18 protein-coding genes are annotated in these 15340 nt (G+C 58.2%); 10 read left to right on the top strand and 8 right to left on the bottom strand.

Annotation, left to right across the window (positions count from 1 at the left end):
• Positions 1–144: 144 nt before the first annotated feature.
• Entirely contained in the window at positions 145–1140 is a 996-nt protein-coding gene (locus HKX44_RS03400) for a molybdopterin-binding protein (protein WP_276149892.1), read from the bottom strand.
• Complete coding sequence (locus HKX44_RS03395) at positions 1137–2105, bottom strand: XdhC family protein (protein WP_276149891.1); 969 nt, start codon at positions 2103–2105, stop codon at positions 1137–1139. Before HKX44_RS03395 ends, HKX44_RS03400 begins: the two co-directional genes overlap by 4 nt.
• Before the next feature lie 200 nt (positions 2106–2305).
• Between HKX44_RS03395 and HKX44_RS03390 the strand changes: the two genes are divergently transcribed.
• The 4 genes from HKX44_RS03390 (at position 2306) to HKX44_RS03375 (ending at position 4079) form a co-directional block, all read left to right on the top strand.
• Positions 2306–2542, top strand: a complete 237-nt coding sequence (locus HKX44_RS03390; RefSeq protein ID WP_276149890.1) for a BolA family transcriptional regulator — start codon at positions 2306–2308, stop codon at positions 2540–2542.
• A gap of 3 nt (positions 2543–2545) precedes the next feature.
• Positions 2546–2911: a hypothetical protein gene (locus tag HKX44_RS03385; protein ID WP_276149889.1), complete on the top strand. Its 366-nt coding sequence runs from the start codon at positions 2546–2548 to the stop codon at positions 2909–2911.
• A 4-nt stretch (positions 2912–2915) separates the two neighbouring features.
• Entirely contained in the window at positions 2916–3278 is a 363-nt protein-coding gene (gene grxD / locus HKX44_RS03380; protein WP_276149888.1) for a Grx4 family monothiol glutaredoxin, read from the top strand.
• A 99-nt stretch (positions 3279–3377) separates the two neighbouring features.
• Positions 3378–4079 (top strand): cyclic nucleotide-binding domain-containing protein, encoded by a 702-nt coding sequence (locus HKX44_RS03375; RefSeq protein WP_276153694.1) that lies wholly within the window; start codon positions 3378–3380, stop codon positions 4077–4079.
• 61 nt (positions 4080–4140) lie between these two features.
• Here HKX44_RS03375 and HKX44_RS03370 read toward each other — a convergent pair whose 3' ends face one another.
• Both HKX44_RS03370 and HKX44_RS03365 read right to left on the bottom strand, forming a co-directional pair.
• Positions 4141–4530, bottom strand: a complete 390-nt coding sequence (locus HKX44_RS03370; protein WP_276149886.1) for a cell division protein ZapA — start codon at positions 4528–4530, stop codon at positions 4141–4143.
• Positions 4530–5009, bottom strand: a complete 480-nt coding sequence (locus tag HKX44_RS03365) for a hypothetical protein (protein WP_276149885.1) — start codon at positions 5007–5009, stop codon at positions 4530–4532. Before HKX44_RS03365 ends, HKX44_RS03370 begins: the two co-directional genes overlap by 1 nt.
• 254 nt (positions 5010–5263) lie before the next feature.
• Here HKX44_RS03365 and tkt point away from each other — a divergent pair, with 254 nt between their 5' ends.
• Positions 5264–7279 (top strand): transketolase, encoded by a 2016-nt coding sequence (gene tkt, locus HKX44_RS03360; protein WP_276149884.1) that lies wholly within the window; start codon positions 5264–5266, stop codon positions 7277–7279.
• 248 nt (positions 7280–7527) lie between these two features.
• Positions 7528–7704, top strand: a complete 177-nt coding sequence (locus tag HKX44_RS03355) for a hypothetical protein (protein ID WP_276149883.1) — start codon at positions 7528–7530, stop codon at positions 7702–7704.
• A gap of 352 nt (positions 7705–8056) precedes the next feature.
• Here HKX44_RS03355 and HKX44_RS03350 read toward each other — a convergent pair whose 3' ends face one another.
• Positions 8057–9037 (bottom strand): DUF808 domain-containing protein, encoded by a 981-nt coding sequence (locus HKX44_RS03350; RefSeq protein WP_276149882.1) that lies wholly within the window; start codon positions 9035–9037, stop codon positions 8057–8059.
• Between the two features lie 184 nt (positions 9038–9221).
• Here HKX44_RS03350 and gap (HKX44_RS03345) point away from each other — a divergent pair, with 184 nt between their 5' ends.
• The 3 genes from gap (HKX44_RS03345) (at position 9222) to gap (HKX44_RS03335) (ending at position 11592) form a co-directional block, all read left to right on the top strand.
• Complete coding sequence (gap, locus tag HKX44_RS03345) at positions 9222–10229, top strand: type I glyceraldehyde-3-phosphate dehydrogenase (RefSeq protein WP_276149881.1); 1008 nt, start codon at positions 9222–9224, stop codon at positions 10227–10229.
• A gap of 72 nt (positions 10230–10301) precedes the next feature.
• The gene (locus HKX44_RS03340) at positions 10302–10445 is read left to right on the top strand and encodes a hypothetical protein (protein ID WP_276149880.1); all 144 of its coding nucleotides are present in this window, start codon (positions 10302–10304) and stop codon (positions 10443–10445) included.
• 145 nt (positions 10446–10590) lie between these two features.
• Positions 10591–11592: a type I glyceraldehyde-3-phosphate dehydrogenase gene (gene gap, locus HKX44_RS03335; RefSeq protein ID WP_276149879.1), complete on the top strand. Its 1002-nt coding sequence runs from the start codon at positions 10591–10593 to the stop codon at positions 11590–11592.
• On the opposite strand, the gene coaD is transcribed toward gap (HKX44_RS03335), so the two are convergent.
• From coaD to HKX44_RS03320, 3 genes are all read right to left on the bottom strand, one after another.
• A complete protein-coding gene (coaD, locus tag HKX44_RS03330) occupies positions 11589–12083 on the bottom strand; it encodes a pantetheine-phosphate adenylyltransferase (RefSeq protein WP_276149878.1) in 495 nt (164 codons plus the stop codon). The genes gap (HKX44_RS03335) and coaD overlap by 4 nt on opposite strands.
• An 83-nt stretch (positions 12084–12166) precedes the next feature.
• Positions 12167–12601: a CBS domain-containing protein gene (locus tag HKX44_RS03325; protein WP_276149877.1), complete on the bottom strand. Its 435-nt coding sequence runs from the start codon at positions 12599–12601 to the stop codon at positions 12167–12169.
• Between the two features lie 61 nt (positions 12602–12662).
• Positions 12663–13559, bottom strand: a complete 897-nt coding sequence (locus HKX44_RS03320; RefSeq protein ID WP_276149876.1) for a LysR family transcriptional regulator — start codon at positions 13557–13559, stop codon at positions 12663–12665.
• Positions 13560–13702: 143 nt separating this feature from the next.
• Between HKX44_RS03320 and HKX44_RS03315 the strand changes: the two genes are divergently transcribed.
• Positions 13703–15202, top strand: a complete 1500-nt coding sequence (locus HKX44_RS03315) for a CoA-acylating methylmalonate-semialdehyde dehydrogenase (RefSeq protein WP_276149875.1) — start codon at positions 13703–13705, stop codon at positions 15200–15202.
• Positions 15203–15340 lie beyond the last annotated feature (138 nt).

Raw genomic sequence — 15340 nt, 5'->3', positions numbered from 1 at the left:
TGTGCTAGGTTAAAGGGAGTTAACCACGGGCAAGCGCAGTTGAGAATAACAAATTCAACAGAATTCGTTTTACCGCAGGTTCCGTCGCCTGTGCAGTTCCGTGGCCGCGCTGGCGAAAGGCCCCTGACCTGCCGTCGGTTTTGGTCAGGACGGCGCGGCGCGGCGCGGCTGTGGGCGGGTCGGAATTTCCTTAAGCAACCCGCCAACCCCCATGCCGGCGATGTCGCGCGCAGTTACTGGCACACCACACAACACCCGCGACAGCACCCAATCCGCGCCGTTAAGTGCCGGGGAACGGGCACAGCCCGGCAGGCCAATCACCGGACGCCCGCGCAGATCCCCGATGAACAACAGGTTTCCGGGGTCCACCGGCATACCAAACCGTTCCACCTGCCCCCCCGCAGCCCGCAAGGCGGAAGGGGCGACGTCTTGCGGATCAGAGGTGGCCGATCCGGTTAACACCAGCACCAGATCACTTTCCACCGCGTCAATCGCCGCCGCCAGCGCCGTTGTTTCATGCCGCACCATCACCACCGCCTCAAGATCAACATCGAGGGCTGCCAGACGGTCGGCAATCGCCTTGCGCCCCTTGTCGCCGGCACCGCCGGGTATTTCGCTGATGATCAACGTCGCCGTGTGCAAGCGGGGGCGCGCCAGAGCAATTGCGCCGTCCCCGGCCGCCGAAATTGCCCGCTGCAACGCCACACCGGGAACCGCATAAGAGATAATCTTGATCGTGGCCGCCATGCCGCCGCGCGCCATCTGCCCATGTTGGGGCACTGTCGCGATTGTGATCATCGGGTCGATCGCATTCACCGCCTCAAGCGCTGCCACATCCAGTTGCACAACCCCCGCCCCTTGCGCCAGCAGATTGACCCGACCCGTAAAGGGGGTCGTCACATCCAGCCCCTGCCCGCCTCCCAGCACCGCCTTTGCAAGTGCCGCCGCGGCGTCGTTTTCACCGACATCGCCAGCTTCCAGCCGTGCAACAGTCACCTCCTGCACCTGCGCATCAGCCAAGGCTGCGACGTCATCACCTGTCAACACCCGCCCCTTACGCAGCCGGCCTTTGGGCAGAGCCACGGAATGGGCCAAGACCGCGCCTTCGGCATCTTTCAGCGGAACCGGACCAAACTTCACGGGCGGCGCAACGTCTGGATCATCTGCGCCATGATCGACACGGCAATCTCGGCAGGCCCCGCCGCCCCGATGTCCAAGCCAACCGGCCCTTTGATCCGGGCAATCTGCGAGGCGTCAAACCCGGCCTCATCCAGCCGCGCCACACGGGCCGCATGGGTGCGCGAACTGCCCAAAGCACCGATGTAAAACGCCGGTGACTTCAGACCGACATGCAATGCGGGATCATCCAGTTTCGGATCATGGGTCAGCAACACCAAAGCGGTGCGGGCATCAATACCGATATCGTTTAGCGCCTCGTCCGGCCAATCGTTAACAAGCCTTGCGTCCGGAAACCGTGCGACAGACCCGAAAGCCTCGCGCGGGTCGATAACGATGGGGTCAAATCCAACGGTTTGCGCCATGCTGACCAGTGTCTGGGCAATGTGAACCGCCCCCACAACCGCCAGCCGCAATGGGGGGTTATGGATCGCGATAAAACTGGCACCATCTTCGCTGACGCCGGAACGATCCATCCTGAACCGCGCCTCATGGCCGTCACGCCGCAAACCACGGGTCGATCCCTCCAGCGCAACCTCATAGGCCACTGCAACACGTTCCGCACGCGCCGTGACCAGTTCCTCCAGCATCGCAACAGGCATCCCGCCTGCACCTACGGGCTCAACCAGAATACGGATGGTCCCGCCACAGGCCAACCCAACGGCAAAAGCATCACCGTCACTGACGCCATATTCCAGAACCCGGGTGCCGCCCTGCGCCAGCGCTTCTTGCGCCTCAAGAACCACAGCCCCCTCGACACAGCCGCCGGAAACCGACCCTTCCATCTCGCCCGCACCGGAAATCACCAGCTGTGATCCCACGCGACGCGGGGCCGATCCCCAGGTTTCGATAACTGTGGCAAGTACCGCCCCCTTGCCCGCCTGCACCCATGCCAGTGCCTGCTCCGGCGCTCTTTCGCTTTGCTGCATTTTGGTTCTCCGTACCGTTGCGGCGCACCCTGTGAAAAGCCGCCCTTGGGTGAAACATCTAGTCTGCGCTCTGGTCGCGCTCAATGGGGGACCGGCTGTGCCGATAAATCCCGCCACTCGCTTGCACAGCCCCCCTGTCGCGACTACATCTGATAAAGCTACGTATCCCTACCACCTATCCTTACTACCGGAGCCCCCTCATGCCGATGCAAGCCCAAGAGATCGAAGATTTGATCCGCGCCGCCTTTCCTGACGCCGAGATCACTGTACAGGGCAATGACGGCGTGCATATGGCTGCTATGGTCGTAGACGCCTCGTTCAAGGGCAAGAACCGCGTACAACAGCAACGCGCCGTTTATGCCGCCCTGAAAGGCAAGATGGACGGCCCGAATGGCGATCTTCATGCGCTGGCGCTGACCACCAAAGCACCGGATTAAGACATGTGGGGCTGGCTGCTTGTTCTGGTCATTGCGGGGGCTGGTATCACCGGCTTTCTGCAATACCGCGCGCAGCGCTCAACCTATCGCCCCTTGGCTGGGCGCCAGCCGCCGCGCCGTACGCCAGATGTGCCTTTGGGCATGGAAGCAACTGATCTTGATGCCGTGTCCCGTGCCAACCGGCGCAATGAAAGCCTTGAGCGGGGTCAGACCAATTGGTTGACTTCCAAAGGCGTTTTCGGGCGCGCCGACACCGATGTCCCGCCATTGGCGGATGATGAAACCTATGCTGCGCGTTACCATGACGCGTTTCAAAATCCCAAATCCCAATCTGACCCTAAATCCCAGCTTTCGAAATCAAAGGATTAATCCCATGAGCGATGCCGCCACCCGTATCAAATCAACCATCACCGACAACAATGTCGTCCTGTTCATGAAAGGCACCAAAGAGATGCCACAATGCGGGTTTTCCTCTCGCGTGGCCGGTGTGCTGAATTATATGGGCATCGACTATTCCGACGTGAATGTTCTGGCCGATGAAGATATCCGCGCCGGTATCAAGGATTTTTCCGACTGGCCCACCATCCCGCAGCTTTACGTCAAAGGTGAGTTTGTTGGTGGCTGCGATATCATCACCGAAATGACCCTTTCGGGTGAACTGGATACCTTGTTCGAAGAAAACGGCGTGGCCTTTGATAAGGACGCCGCGGATAAAATCCGCGAAGCCAACGGGTAACCCCAGCCTATGAGGGTCTGACCGGCCCAACGGGTGAAAGTATTTGCTATTTCACCATGACCGCTTAGCGTTCCATCATTTTTGATGGAACGCATTTTTATGTCCGATATTTCTGCCTATTTACTGTCGCCTGCCAGCATTGTGCATCTGGCGACCCTGTGTTACGTGATGGGGCTGCTGACACGCAACGAACTGGTCCTGCGGTTTTTCATCCTGACCGGCACCGCGTTTTATATCCTTTATTACTATCACATCGCTGAGCAGCCCCTGTGGGAGGCGATCTTTACCTCCCTGCTCATCGGGTCTGCGAACCTGCCCGTGATCTGGCGCATTTTTCGCGAGCGCTCGACCTTGGGCATGTCCGACGAAATGCTGTCGCTTTACCAGTCCTTTCCGAACTTCAATCCCGGCCAGTTTCGCACCCTTATGAGGATGGCAGAAATTGTGAAAGACTGCCCCGAGACAATGCTGCTGGAAGAAGGCAAAGTGCCGGGCAAGCTGTATCTCAGCGTCAGCGAAGGGTTTGTCGTGATGCGGGGCACGCAACATGCCACGATATCACCGGGCAACTTCCTTGGAGAAATCTCGTTTTTGCTGTCGGGGCCGGCCACGGCAGATGTCTGCGCCTACCAAGGCAGCACCTATGTGGTTTGGCAGACAGAGGCGTTGCGCCAACTGATGGCACGTGATCCAGCGATGGCCAGTGCGATTACAGTCCTGTTGAACAAGGACATCGCCCGCAAACTCGCGGGCAGTTTTCCCAGCCGTGCCACTTCAGTCCTGCCGGTGAATGTGACTTAGGCCCAAGCCACTGAAATAAAACGAACTACCACTGATGAAAGAGCATCAATGGGTCCTGACCTTAGGTGGCTTTCTCTTCCACAGCGGCGGCCAGCGCCTCGGCTTGGGCGGCGACTTCAGCCAAGGTGTCCGTTACCTGCTGCGGCACCACCGGAACCTCGACACGTTCCGGTTCCACCACCGCGTTGCGCAAACCGGCCAATTCGGCCTCGCGCTCGGCCAGCTCTGCGCGAACTTCCTTGATCTTGTCCTCAACACTTGCGGTCTTATCCGCCAGCAACAGACCGGCCATCAACAACATACGCGCCTCTGGCATCCGCCCGACCTGATCGCTCAGCACCTGCGCCTCGTCATCCAGCATTTTGGCGGCGGCGTGCAGATAGGTTTCCTCGCCCTCCTGACAGGCCACGTCGAACTGGCGACCGCCGATTGTGATCTTTGTCTCGGGCATCAGGCTGTCTCCTCGTCTTTCGCATTGTCCAACAATGGCGTCAGCGCCGACAGGATGGCACTGGTCTCTGCCACATCAGAGGCCCGCGCCGCGCGCAGCCCTTCCAGTTCGGCCAGCATCGCCTTATTGATCAGATGCGGGTCCCCTACCCCTTCGGCATTGGCCGCTTGCAGGGCTTCGCAGGCTTCGGTCAGTTGGGCATTGGCACGGCGCACACGCTGAAGGTCCACATCCAGCTGGGCCATACGGGCCTCGCCCTCTTTAACGCGCGCCCGCATTTGCGCCAATTCGTCTTCGGAACGGGACTTGAGCGTGCGCACACGCTCTGTCAGCTGGGCGTTTGCAGTGCGCTCTTCTTCCAGTGCCTGAAGCGTTTCAGGATCCGGTCCCGTTGGTCCGGTACCGATTTTATCCAACCCGCTTGCAACCCGGTCCATCGCCTTGGTGATCCGGCGCTGTAGCTCGTCAATGTTACTCATATGCCTGACGTCCCCCGTAAGTTCTCGTTCGTGCGTCTCGCGTCGTTTTTCGATCTAGGGCGCGAATCGCCCTGATTCAATATTCCCACAATCCTACCCAAAGAAATCAGCAAATGCGCCCCCCCGTTTGAGATCAGCTACTTGGGCGGCAAAGTTGAACCAGAGACAGCATTGACGCGCCTATGGCTTGAACTTTGTGGACCTGCTGATATGCACGGGCGCAACTGAATTGCTCACCCATAAGGAAGCCTCCCTTGGATCTGAACGCCCTGCGCACCGCAAACCCTGACCACTGGTCCAAAGCCACCGCCATCCGCGCCCTTACTCTGGATGCTGTTGCTGCTGCCAATTCCGGCCACTCCGGCATGCCGATGGGCATGGCAGATGTTGCAACGGTGCTGTTTGAAAACCATCTGAAGTTTGATGCCGCCAACCCGCTGTGGCCAGACCGCGACCGTTTTATCCTGTCCGCCGGTCACGGGTCCATGCTGATCTATTCCCTGCTGCATCTGGTAGGTGACGCGCAATTCCCCCTCGAAGAGATCAAGAACTTCCGCCAGATGGGTGCCCGCACTGCTGGCCACCCAGAAAACTTCCTTGCGGACGCCATTGAAACCACCACTGGACCGCTGGGTCAGGGCATTGCGAATTCGGTTGGTTTCGCCATGGCCGAGGAAATTCAGCGCGCCACTTATGGTGCGAAAGTGGTTGACCACTTTACCTATGTCATCGCCGGCGACGGATGCCTGATGGAAGGTGTTTCACAAGAGGCGATCACCCTTGCAGGCCGTCACCAGCTGTCAAAGCTGATCGTCATGTGGGACAATAACAACATCACCATCGACGGGCCTGTCACCCTGTCCGACCGCACCGACCAAGTGGCCCGTTTTGAAGCCGCCGGTTGGCATGTGGTTGAAATCGACGGCCACAACCCAGCCGAGATCGACGCGGCCCTGACAGAGGCGCGTAAGTCTGACAAACCGTCAATGATCGCCTGCAAGACCCATATCGCCCTGGGCCACGCCGCGCAGGACACGTCAAAAGGCCACGGTGCCCTGACCGACGCTGACCAGATGGCCGCTGCAAAAGCCGCCTATGGCTGGACAACCGGCCCGTTCGAAGTGCCCGCAGATGTGAAATCCGCGTGGGAAGAGATCGGCAAGCGCGGCGCAGCGGAACGTGCGGCATGGGAAGAACGTTTTGAAAAGATGCCCCGCGCCAAACGCGAGACCTTTAACCGGGCTCTGGCGCTGGATGCCCCCAAGAAACTGAGCGCAACCATCAAAGCGTTCAAAAAGCAGATGTCGGAGACCGCGCCGAAATTGGCCACCCGCGCCTCTTCTGAAAAAACCCTTGAGGTGATCAACCCGATCATGCCCGAAACCGTTGGTGGTTCTGCCGATCTGACCGGTTCAAACAACACCAAGACATCCGATCTGGGTGTGTTTGACACAGACAACCGCGCGGGCCGCTATGTATACTGGGGCGTACGTGAACACGGCATGTCCTCGGCAATGAACGGCATGGCCTTGCATGGTGGTGTGCGCCCTTACGGCGGCACATTCATGTGTTTCACCGATTACGCCCGCCCCGCAATGCGCCTTGCGGCCTTGATGCAGGTGCCCACGGTTTTCGTGATGACCCATGATTCAATTGGCCTTGGCGAAGACGGCCCGACGCACCAGCCGGTCGAGCATCTGGCAATGTCGCGTGCGACGCCCAACACCTATGTCTTCCGCCCCGCTGATACGATCGAAACAGCCGAAGCTTGGGAGATTGCCCTGACGGCCAAGAAAACCCCATCGGTGCTGTCCCTGACCCGTCAGGGACTGCCGACCGTGCGCCTTGAGCATAAGAACAACAATCTGGTGGAAAAAGGGGCCTATGTGCTGGCCGACTCCGAGGGCAAGCGTCAGGTGATCCTGATCGCCACCGGTTCCGAAGTGCATCTTGCCATGCAAGCCCGCGAGATGTTGCAGGCCGAGGGCATCGGCACCCGCGTGGTCTCCATGCCATGCATGGAGCTGTTTGCAGCGCAGGACGAAGCCTATCGCAAACGTATCCTGCCCGGTGGAGCTGTACGTGTTGGCGTCGAGGCCGGCGTGCAGATGGGCTGGGACCGTTGGTTGTTTGGCGAGCGCGGCAAGTCCAACAAGGCGGCATTTGTCGGCATGGACCGCTTCGGGGCCTCTGCCCCGGCTGAAGAGCTGTTCGAGAAATTTGGAATCACCGCACAGGGTGTAGCGGATGCAGCCAAAGCCCTGCTTTAAGCCAGCACCCACAACCTAAAGAGTATTAGGCAGCCCCGTCAGTTATTGGCGGGGCTGTTGTCGTTTTCCCCACAATCAGCAGGATTCCGCATAGAGCCAGCGGTATAGCGCCGAAAATCAACAGGGCTATCTCTGTGCTGGCGCTTGGAAAAAACCTAACCTAAGGTTGACGTAAGAGTTGTTCATCATTTTTTAGGTTTCACCATTCTATTCTCCGGTGAAGCAGTGTTTCGAATAAAGGGGATCGTATGTCTGTCGTGTTCATGATCGCAGCACTTTGTGCCGGACTTGCTTCTGGCATTGTCTGGCTGTCGCTGGGCGGTTCCGCACTGATGGCCGTTGCGGTCTATGTGCTGTCGGGGCAACTGGTTCTTGCGGCTCTGCTGGGCCATGCTGCGCTGCGGATGTTTGACGAACCGGCCTGACCTTCGATTGTCGTTTTGCCTCCGGCCCGTTGAAAAACCCGGTGCCAGTTGATGCGGGTTTCTAACAAACGCCCGTGCCACCCCCAAACCGATTTCAACCCAAACCATTTTCAAGGTGATACGGAGCGCTAGGCGGTGCGAAAGCGGCCTTCTGGTAGAGGCTAACTAAACATCAGCCCTTAACGTATCCGATTTTTTCCATGGGATATTTCGTGTTTCCAATGCCCTGAGATCGCGCAGCGTGTCAGGGCATTGGTGTTTCAACCTTATGCGCGCGCTGTGGAACTCACTGGGCAGCAAGAATGCCGATGGGGTGCTTTATCGTGGGGCGCTATGCCCGCAGCTGGGGATATCACGCCGGCTGGCTGCGCCGGTGAAACAGCTTGCGCCACAACGGCGTAATCACCTTTTCGCCCAGCGGGATCAGCAACAACCCAAGTGCCAGTCCGAAAACACCATCCATCGCAGCCTTGGCGAACCATTCTGTTGCCCCTTGCACAGCGGCGGGCACCTGATGCGCAACCGCATAAGCCGCGTCATGAATCCAATGTCCCAGGCTGGCATATCCCAGCTCTTCCAAACCGTGAACGATGATTGAACCGCCAACCCAAAGCATCGCGGCAGTGCCAATCACGGTCAAGGCTTTCAAAAACCCGGGCATACCACGGACAAGCCCCCGCCCCAAAGCGCGCGTCAGCCCCAAACGTCCTTTATTGGCCATCAGCAACCCCAGATCGTCAATCTTCACAATCACCGCCACTGCACCATAGACCGCAACCGTGATCATCACCGCAACGGCGGCCAAAGTCGCAGCCTCCATCCAGAAGCTGCTGGCTGGAATGGCAGCCAAAGCAATTGTCATAATCTCGGCAGACAGGATGAAATCAGTCTTGATCGCTCCCGCGGCTTTCTGCTCTTCCAGCTGCGCCGGATTTTCGACCACCTGCTCTTTGTCCGGATAATCCTCGTGGCCATGACTGAGCCCCAGCGCATGGGCAACCTTTTCAGCCCCTTCAAAACACAGGTATGCCCCGCCCAACATCAGCAAGGGGGCAATCATCCAAGGCGCAAAAGCAGACAGCGCCAGCCCTGCGGGCAACAGAAACAGCAATTTGTTGCGCAGACTGCCCTTGGTGATTTTCCAGATCACAGGCAGTTCGCGACTTGCATCAAATCCCTGCACATACTTTGGGGTCACCGCGGCATCGTCGATAACTGCGCCTGCCGCCTTGGTGCCGGCTTTTGCCGCCTGCCCAATCACGTCATCAATCGACGATGCCGCAACCTTTGCGATTGCTGCGACATCATCCAGCAGGGCAATCAATCCACTCATCTGACTTCCTTTCTCGGGTTCCTCGGAAACTTAGCGTGATCTAGTTGCGCTGCAAGTCCCGACCTTTATCGCTAACATAAAAATTTAGCGCTAACAGCCACTTATCCGCAGGCTTTCGCCCTTTCCCCTTTGGCCCCGAGCCGGATATAGAGCGCGCAAGACACCTATCAAAAGGACGCACCTCATGACCATCAAAGTCGGTATCAACGGATTTGGCCGCATCGGCCGTTGCACCCTGAACCATATCGCGGCTTCTGGGCGTGAAGACATTCAGGTGGTCAAGTTGAACGCAACGGGCCCCCTGTCAACTGCTGCCCACCTTCTGAAATATGACTCGGTTCACGGCCGCTTTCCCGGTCCTGTGACCATCGACGAAAACGAACGCTATCTGAACCTCGGCCAGAACGACATCGAAGTCATGTCGAGCTATAACCTCGAAGAGCTGGATTGGTCCGGCTGTGACGTGGTTCTGGAATGCACCGGCAAGTTTAATGACGGCAACAAGGCGAACGTCCATCTGGAACAGGGTGCCAAGCGGGTACTGCTTTCTGCTCCGGGCAAAAACGTGGACCGCACTGTTGTCTACGGTGTAAACCACGCCGATTTGCAAAAATCCGACACGATGATCTCGAACGGGTCTTGCACAACCAACTGCCTGGCCCCACTGGCCAAGGTGATGCACGAGGCCATCGGCATCGAAAGCGGTCTGATGACCACGATCCACAGCTATACCGGCGACCAGCCGACATTGGACCGGCGTCATTCCGACCTCTACCGTGCCCGTGCCGCCGCCATGGCCTTGATCCCAACTTCGACCGGCGCTGCAAAAGCGCTGGGTGAGGTATATCCTGCGATGAAGGGCAAACTGGACGGCACTGCAATGCGCGTGCCCACCCCGAACGTCAGCGCCGTTGATCTGACCTTCACGGCCTCCCGCGATGTGACCGTTGAAGAGGTGAACGCCGCAGCCAAGGCCGCCGCAGAGGGGCCAATGAAGGGTGTTCTGGGATATGATCCCGAACAGAAAGTCAGCATCGACTTTAACCACACCGATGAAAGCTGCATTTTCGCCCCCGATCAAACCATCGTTGTCGCAGGCCGTACGGTCCGCGTTCTGGCATGGTACGATAACGAATGGGCCTTTTCGGTACGTATGGCAGACGTTGCTGTCGCCATGGGCAATCTGGGCTAGTCCAAGCCCCTGCACTTGCACGCACGGCCCGCCCCTGTCATATCGGGGCGGACCTGTGCGGAGCATTGCCAAGTGACCAACACAATTGCCATCGTTCTCGGTGTTCTGATCGTCGGGGCCCTGATCACTGATGTGATGCTGTTTGGCATCGAACACCTGCTGTTTCTCGGCAAGAAGTTCTTTGAGCTGATTGAATGGATTGCCTTCTGGCGATGAAACCAGAAGCGCAGGCCCCTCGTCCCACGGAATGATAAAGCACCCCGGTTAAATTGTATCGGTACTTGTTTCCCGCCCTCCTCCCGTTGACATGCTGGCTGTATCGTCTTTTTCTTGGCCTCGAATTTGATCAAAAGGTGACGCCATGACTGTAAAACTGGCCATCAACGGCTTTGGACGCATCGGACGCAACGTGTTGCGCGCTCTGACTGAACGCGGCATGGGCGATTTTGAAGTTGTCGCGATCAATGATCTTGCCCCGCTGGAGACAAACGCACATCTGTTTGAATTTGACTCGGTGCATGGCCGCTATGGGCGTCCTGTGACAGTGGGTGACGGCACGATGGACGTGGGGTTTGGCCCGATGCGGGTGACGGCGGAACGCGCGCCTGACAAGCTGCCCTGGAGCGACGTCGACATCGCGCTTGAATGCACCGGCCATTTCCGCTCACCGCGATCTGCCGCCCTGCACCTCGCCAATGGATCGAAACGTGTGCTGATTTCGGCCCCGGCTAAAGGCGATATAAAAACAGTGGTTTACGGGGTGAACCATGGGAATATCAACGCCGATGACCGGATCATCAGCAACGCCTCCTGCACCACCAACTGCCTGGTACCAGTGGCCCATGTGCTGCACGAATCCTTTGGAATTTTGCGCGGCCATATGACCACCGTCCACAGCTACACCGGCACCCAGCCGGTACATGATCGCGCCCACAAGGACCTTTACCGCGCGCGCGCCGCTGCCCTGTCGATGATCCCGACAACCACCGGCGCTGCCGAGACACTCGGCGTTGTCCTGCCCCATCTTGACGGGGTGATCACAGGCACGGCAATTCGCGTGCCGACGCCAAATGTCTCCTGCTGTGATCTGGTGGTTGAACTGGCCAAGAATGCATCTGAAGCCCAAATCAATGCGGTGATAGCGGCTGCGGCAAATGGTCCTATGAAGGGCGTACTTGACGTGACGGATCGAAAACTGGTGTCGACAGACTTTAACCACGATCCAGCAAGCGCAATTTTTGCCACCGATCAGACCGCCGTTCAAAAAGGCAATCTGGCCCGCGTGTTAATTTGGTATGATAACGAATGGGCATTCTCCAACCGCATGCTGGATACGGCAGGAGTCATGTCACAGTTTATCTAATCCGCGAATTTCGCCAGAACCTTGGCCTCGACACGGGGGGTGACAAACTTGCTGATATCCCCATTCAGCCGGGCGATTTCCTTGACCAATTTGCTGGCAATGGCCTGACGTTGTGCTTCGGCCATCAGGAAAACGGTTTCGATTGAATCGTCCAGTTGCCGGTTCATCCCGACCATCTGGTATTCATATTCGAAATCCGCCACGGCGCGCAGCCCGCGCACAATCATCTGCGCACCGACATCACGCGCACAGTCAATCAGCAGGTTTTCGAAAGGATGAACAACAATTTCAACGCCGGTCTGTTTGGCAAGGGCCGCGCATTCCGCCTCAATCATTGCGACACGCTCTTCCAGATCGAACAGGGGCCCTTTGTCGCGGTTGATCGCGACGCCAATCACCAACTTATCAACCAAGGTGGCTGCACGACGGATAATATCTATATGGCCCAAGGTGATGGGATCGAATGTGCCGGGGTAAAGGCCAATGCGCATGGGGCGTCCTGACTGTCAGTTCGTTTCAAAGTGGCTCAATTTCAGGCGCAAGCAACCATGCCACGCAACTGGGTGCAAGGCGATTAATGCCCCATGATCATCCCTTCAAGCGCATCCTTTTCCATCGCCAGTTCTGACAGACGGGCCTTGACCACATCACCAAGGCTGATCAATCCGACCAGTTTGCCGTCATCCAAAACCGGCATGTGGCGGAAACGCCCGGCCGTCATTTTCTGCAACACCTCATCCGCCCGGTCATCCCGTCCACAGGTCACCAACTTGGTTGTCATTAGCCTGTCAACGGTCAGCGGCAGACAGCCCGCCCCCTGCCGCCCCAGCTCTCGCACAATGTCGCGCTCTGACAGAATACCCTCAGGGGTTGTCCCATCCGAAGAGATGACCAAAGTACCGATGCGCTTTTCTGACAACATCTTTGCCGCCTCCGAAATCAACATCGACGGTAACGATGTAACCACTGCATCATCCGATTTGGATTTTAGGATTTGTGAGACAAGCATGTGGGTTTCTCCTGTGTTTCCGGCCACGGTATCCAAAGGTCCGCCAGAAAGCCCATGAAAGTCAAGCTTTTGCCTCCAGCAAAAGAACTTCGTTGCGTAACGAACTGCTCAGTATCTCTGCAAAGCGGCGCAACCTGTGGTTCTTTTGATCATCAACATGGCGGATCAGGTAAAAGGCCCGCTTCAGCGAAACCTCCTCCGTCAGGATCCGCCGCACACCGGGAAGGAACGGCAGGGCAAAGTCATGCACCACCCCGACACCACCGCCCTGCTGGATCATATGACCCTGAACCGAGACAGAATTCGACCCAAGCGCGACCCGCCCCAGCCCCAGCTCTGCCAGATAGTCCAGCTCGCGGTCAAAAATCATATCCGCAATATACCCAACGATCCTATGCTCCTTCAGCGCCGCCACCGTTTCAATCGGCCCCCGCGCCGCCAGATAAGCCTCAGACGCGGCAAGGTGCAGATGATAGTCGCTGATCTTTTGCACCGTCAGCCGGCCTGCTTCGGGGGCGCTGACCGCAATCGCCATATCCGCCTCGCGCCGCGACAGATTGAACACCCGCGGCAAAGCAACGATCTGAATATCAAGACCCGGATGATCCGCCGCAATTCGCGCACAGACCTGAGGCAAGAGAAAATTCGCGCTGCCATCCGGCGCGCCGATCCGGATTTGACCGCTCAACCGGTCACTCGGTGCTGCTACATCGGCGGTCGCCTTGCGCATGGCCTGTTCTGCCAGCTCAGCACGTTCCAGCAACTGCGCCCCCGCCTCGGTCAAGGCATAGCCCTGTGGCGATTTGACAAACAACACCGTCTCCAACGCTTTCTCCAGCCGCGCCACGCGCCGGCCCAGCGTCGCAGGGTCCAGCCGCACCAGCTTTCCCGCGCCTGACAGGCTCTGTTCGCGCGCCACAGCCAGAAACAACCGCAAATCATCCCAATTATGCGCCACACCCGTCCTTCATCTTGCCTTTAAACTCATCCGCAGCTTCAGCCAGCGCAGGTCTTGCAAAATTGCAAAACCACTTTGCCAAACTACCCCTTCCCCCGTTCTTTTTGCAAGACTACAGTATCGCCAACCCAGGAGGATACCCGATGCAAGAACTTACCCACTATATCAACGGCGCCCACGTCAAAGGCACCTCAGGCCGCTTTGCCGACGTGATGAACCCCGCCACCGGCGAGGTGCAGGCAAAATGCCCGCTGGCCAGCAAGGAGGAGCTGGAACAGGCCGTGGCCTATGCCGCCGCCGCCCAACCCGCATGGGCCGCCACAAACCCCCAGCGCCGCGCGCGGGTGCTGATGAAACTGGTGGATCTCTTGAACCGCGACATGGACAAACTGGCCGAGGCGCTGTCGCGTGAACATGGCAAGACTCTGCCAGATGCCGCCGGTGACGTACAGCGTGGCCTTGAAGTGGTGGAATACTGCATCGGCGCGCCCGAGATGCTGAAAGGGGACTACACCGACTCAGCTGGCCCCGGCATCGACATGTATTCCATGCGTCAGGCCCTTGGCGTCACCGCTGGCATCACACCGTTCAACTTTCCGGCGATGATCCCCATGTGGATGTTTGCACCGGCCATCGCCTGCGGCAACGCCTTTATCCTCAAGCCTTCCGAGCGCGACCCTTCCGTGCCTTTGATGCTGGCGGAATTGGCCGAAGAAGCCGGCCTGCCCAAGGGCATCCTTCAGGTCGTGAACGGCGACAAAGAAGCGGTTGACGCCATTCTTTACAACGATACCATCCAGTCCGTAGGCTTTGTAGGCTCTACCCCGATTGCCGAATATATCTATGGCACCGGCTGCGCCCAGGGCAAACGGGTCCAGTGTTTCGGTGGCGCCAAGAACCACATGATCATCATGCCGGACGCTGATATGGCGCAGGCCGCCGACGCGCTGATCGGTGCCGGATACGGTGCTGCCGGCGAACGTTGTATGGCAATCTCGGTTGCTGTGCCCGTGGGCGAAGAGACTGCGGACAAGTTGATCAAGGAACTGGTACCGCGCATCGAAAACCTCAAGGTTGGCCCCTATACATCAGGCAAAGACGTGGATTACGGACCGGTTGTGACTGCAGCGGCCAAAGCCAACATCGAACGTCTGGTACAGACCGGGATCGATCAGGGGGCCGAACTGGTTGTAGACGGGCGCGACTTCAAATTGCAGGGCTATGAGGACGGCTATTTTGTTGGGCCGCACCTGTTTGACCGTGCGACCAAGGACATGGACATCTACAAGCACGAGATTTTCGGCCCGGTCCTGACCTGTGTACGCGCGCAGACCTATGAAGAGGCGATCGGCCTTGCGATGGATCATGAATATGGCAACGGCACCGCGATCTTTACCCGCGACGGCGACGCTGCACGTGATTTTGCCAACCGGATCAATGTCGGCATGGTCGGCATCAACGTGCCGATCCCTGTGCCATTGGCTTATCATACCTTTGGGGGCTGGAAGAAATCCGTCTTTGGCGATTTGAACCAGCACGGGCCGGATGCCTTCAAATTCTATACGCGCACCAAAACAGTGACTGCGCGCTGGCCCTCGGGCATCAAAGAAGGCGGCGAATTTTCCATCCCCGTAATGGAATGAGTTTTTGGGGTGGGCCAATGGCCCACCTCTCCTCCCTGAACGATAGCGGGGTGTTTCGTGGCACCGGTGGGATTGAGTTTATTGGCAAGATGAAGCCGATCCCGCGCCCCATCCCCACCCTTGCAAAATTCCTGCAAA

The organism is Sulfitobacter sp. M05 (assembly GCF_029285175.1).
In the GTDB taxonomy this organism is placed as follows: Bacteria; Pseudomonadota; Alphaproteobacteria; order Rhodobacterales; family Rhodobacteraceae; genus Sulfitobacter.
The sequence above is the reverse complement of the archived record's forward strand: the minus strand, read 5'-3'. Positions and strand labels throughout refer to the sequence as shown.

Bases quoted from the DNA above. Each gene is read 5' to 3' on its own strand.
- gap (WP_276149881.1), top strand. From the start codon at position 9,222: ATGACCATCAAAGTCGGTATCAACGGATTTGGCCGCATCGGCCGTTGC.
- HKX44_RS03395 (WP_276149891.1), bottom strand. From the start codon at position 2,105: ATGCAGCAAAGCGAAAGAGCGCCGGAGCAGGCACTGGCATGGGTGCAG.
- HKX44_RS03385 (WP_276149889.1), top strand. From the start codon at position 2,546: ATGTGGGGCTGGCTGCTTGTTCTGGTCATTGCGGGGGCTGGTATCACC.
- HKX44_RS03375 (WP_276153694.1), top strand. From the start codon at position 3,378: ATGTCCGATATTTCTGCCTATTTACTGTCGCCTGCCAGCATTGTGCAT.
- grxD (WP_276149888.1), top strand. From the start codon at position 2,916: ATGAGCGATGCCGCCACCCGTATCAAATCAACCATCACCGACAACAAT.
- HKX44_RS03355 (WP_276149883.1), top strand. From the start codon at position 7,528: ATGTCTGTCGTGTTCATGATCGCAGCACTTTGTGCCGGACTTGCTTCT.
- HKX44_RS03350 (WP_276149882.1), bottom strand. From the start codon at position 9,037: ATGAGTGGATTGATTGCCCTGCTGGATGATGTCGCAGCAATCGCAAAG.
- HKX44_RS03315 (WP_276149875.1), top strand. From the start codon at position 13,703: ATGCAAGAACTTACCCACTATATCAACGGCGCCCACGTCAAAGGCACC.
- HKX44_RS03325 (WP_276149877.1), bottom strand. From the start codon at position 12,601: ATGCTTGTCTCACAAATCCTAAAATCCAAATCGGATGATGCAGTGGTT.
- HKX44_RS03370 (WP_276149886.1), bottom strand. From the start codon at position 4,530: ATGCCCGAGACAAAGATCACAATCGGCGGTCGCCAGTTCGACGTGGCC.
- gap (WP_276149879.1), top strand. From the start codon at position 10,591: ATGACTGTAAAACTGGCCATCAACGGCTTTGGACGCATCGGACGCAAC.
- HKX44_RS03390 (WP_276149890.1), top strand. From the start codon at position 2,306: ATGCCGATGCAAGCCCAAGAGATCGAAGATTTGATCCGCGCCGCCTTT.
- HKX44_RS03365 (WP_276149885.1), bottom strand. From the start codon at position 5,009: ATGAGTAACATTGACGAGCTACAGCGCCGGATCACCAAGGCGATGGAC.
- coaD (WP_276149878.1), bottom strand. From the start codon at position 12,083: ATGCGCATTGGCCTTTACCCCGGCACATTCGATCCCATCACCTTGGGC.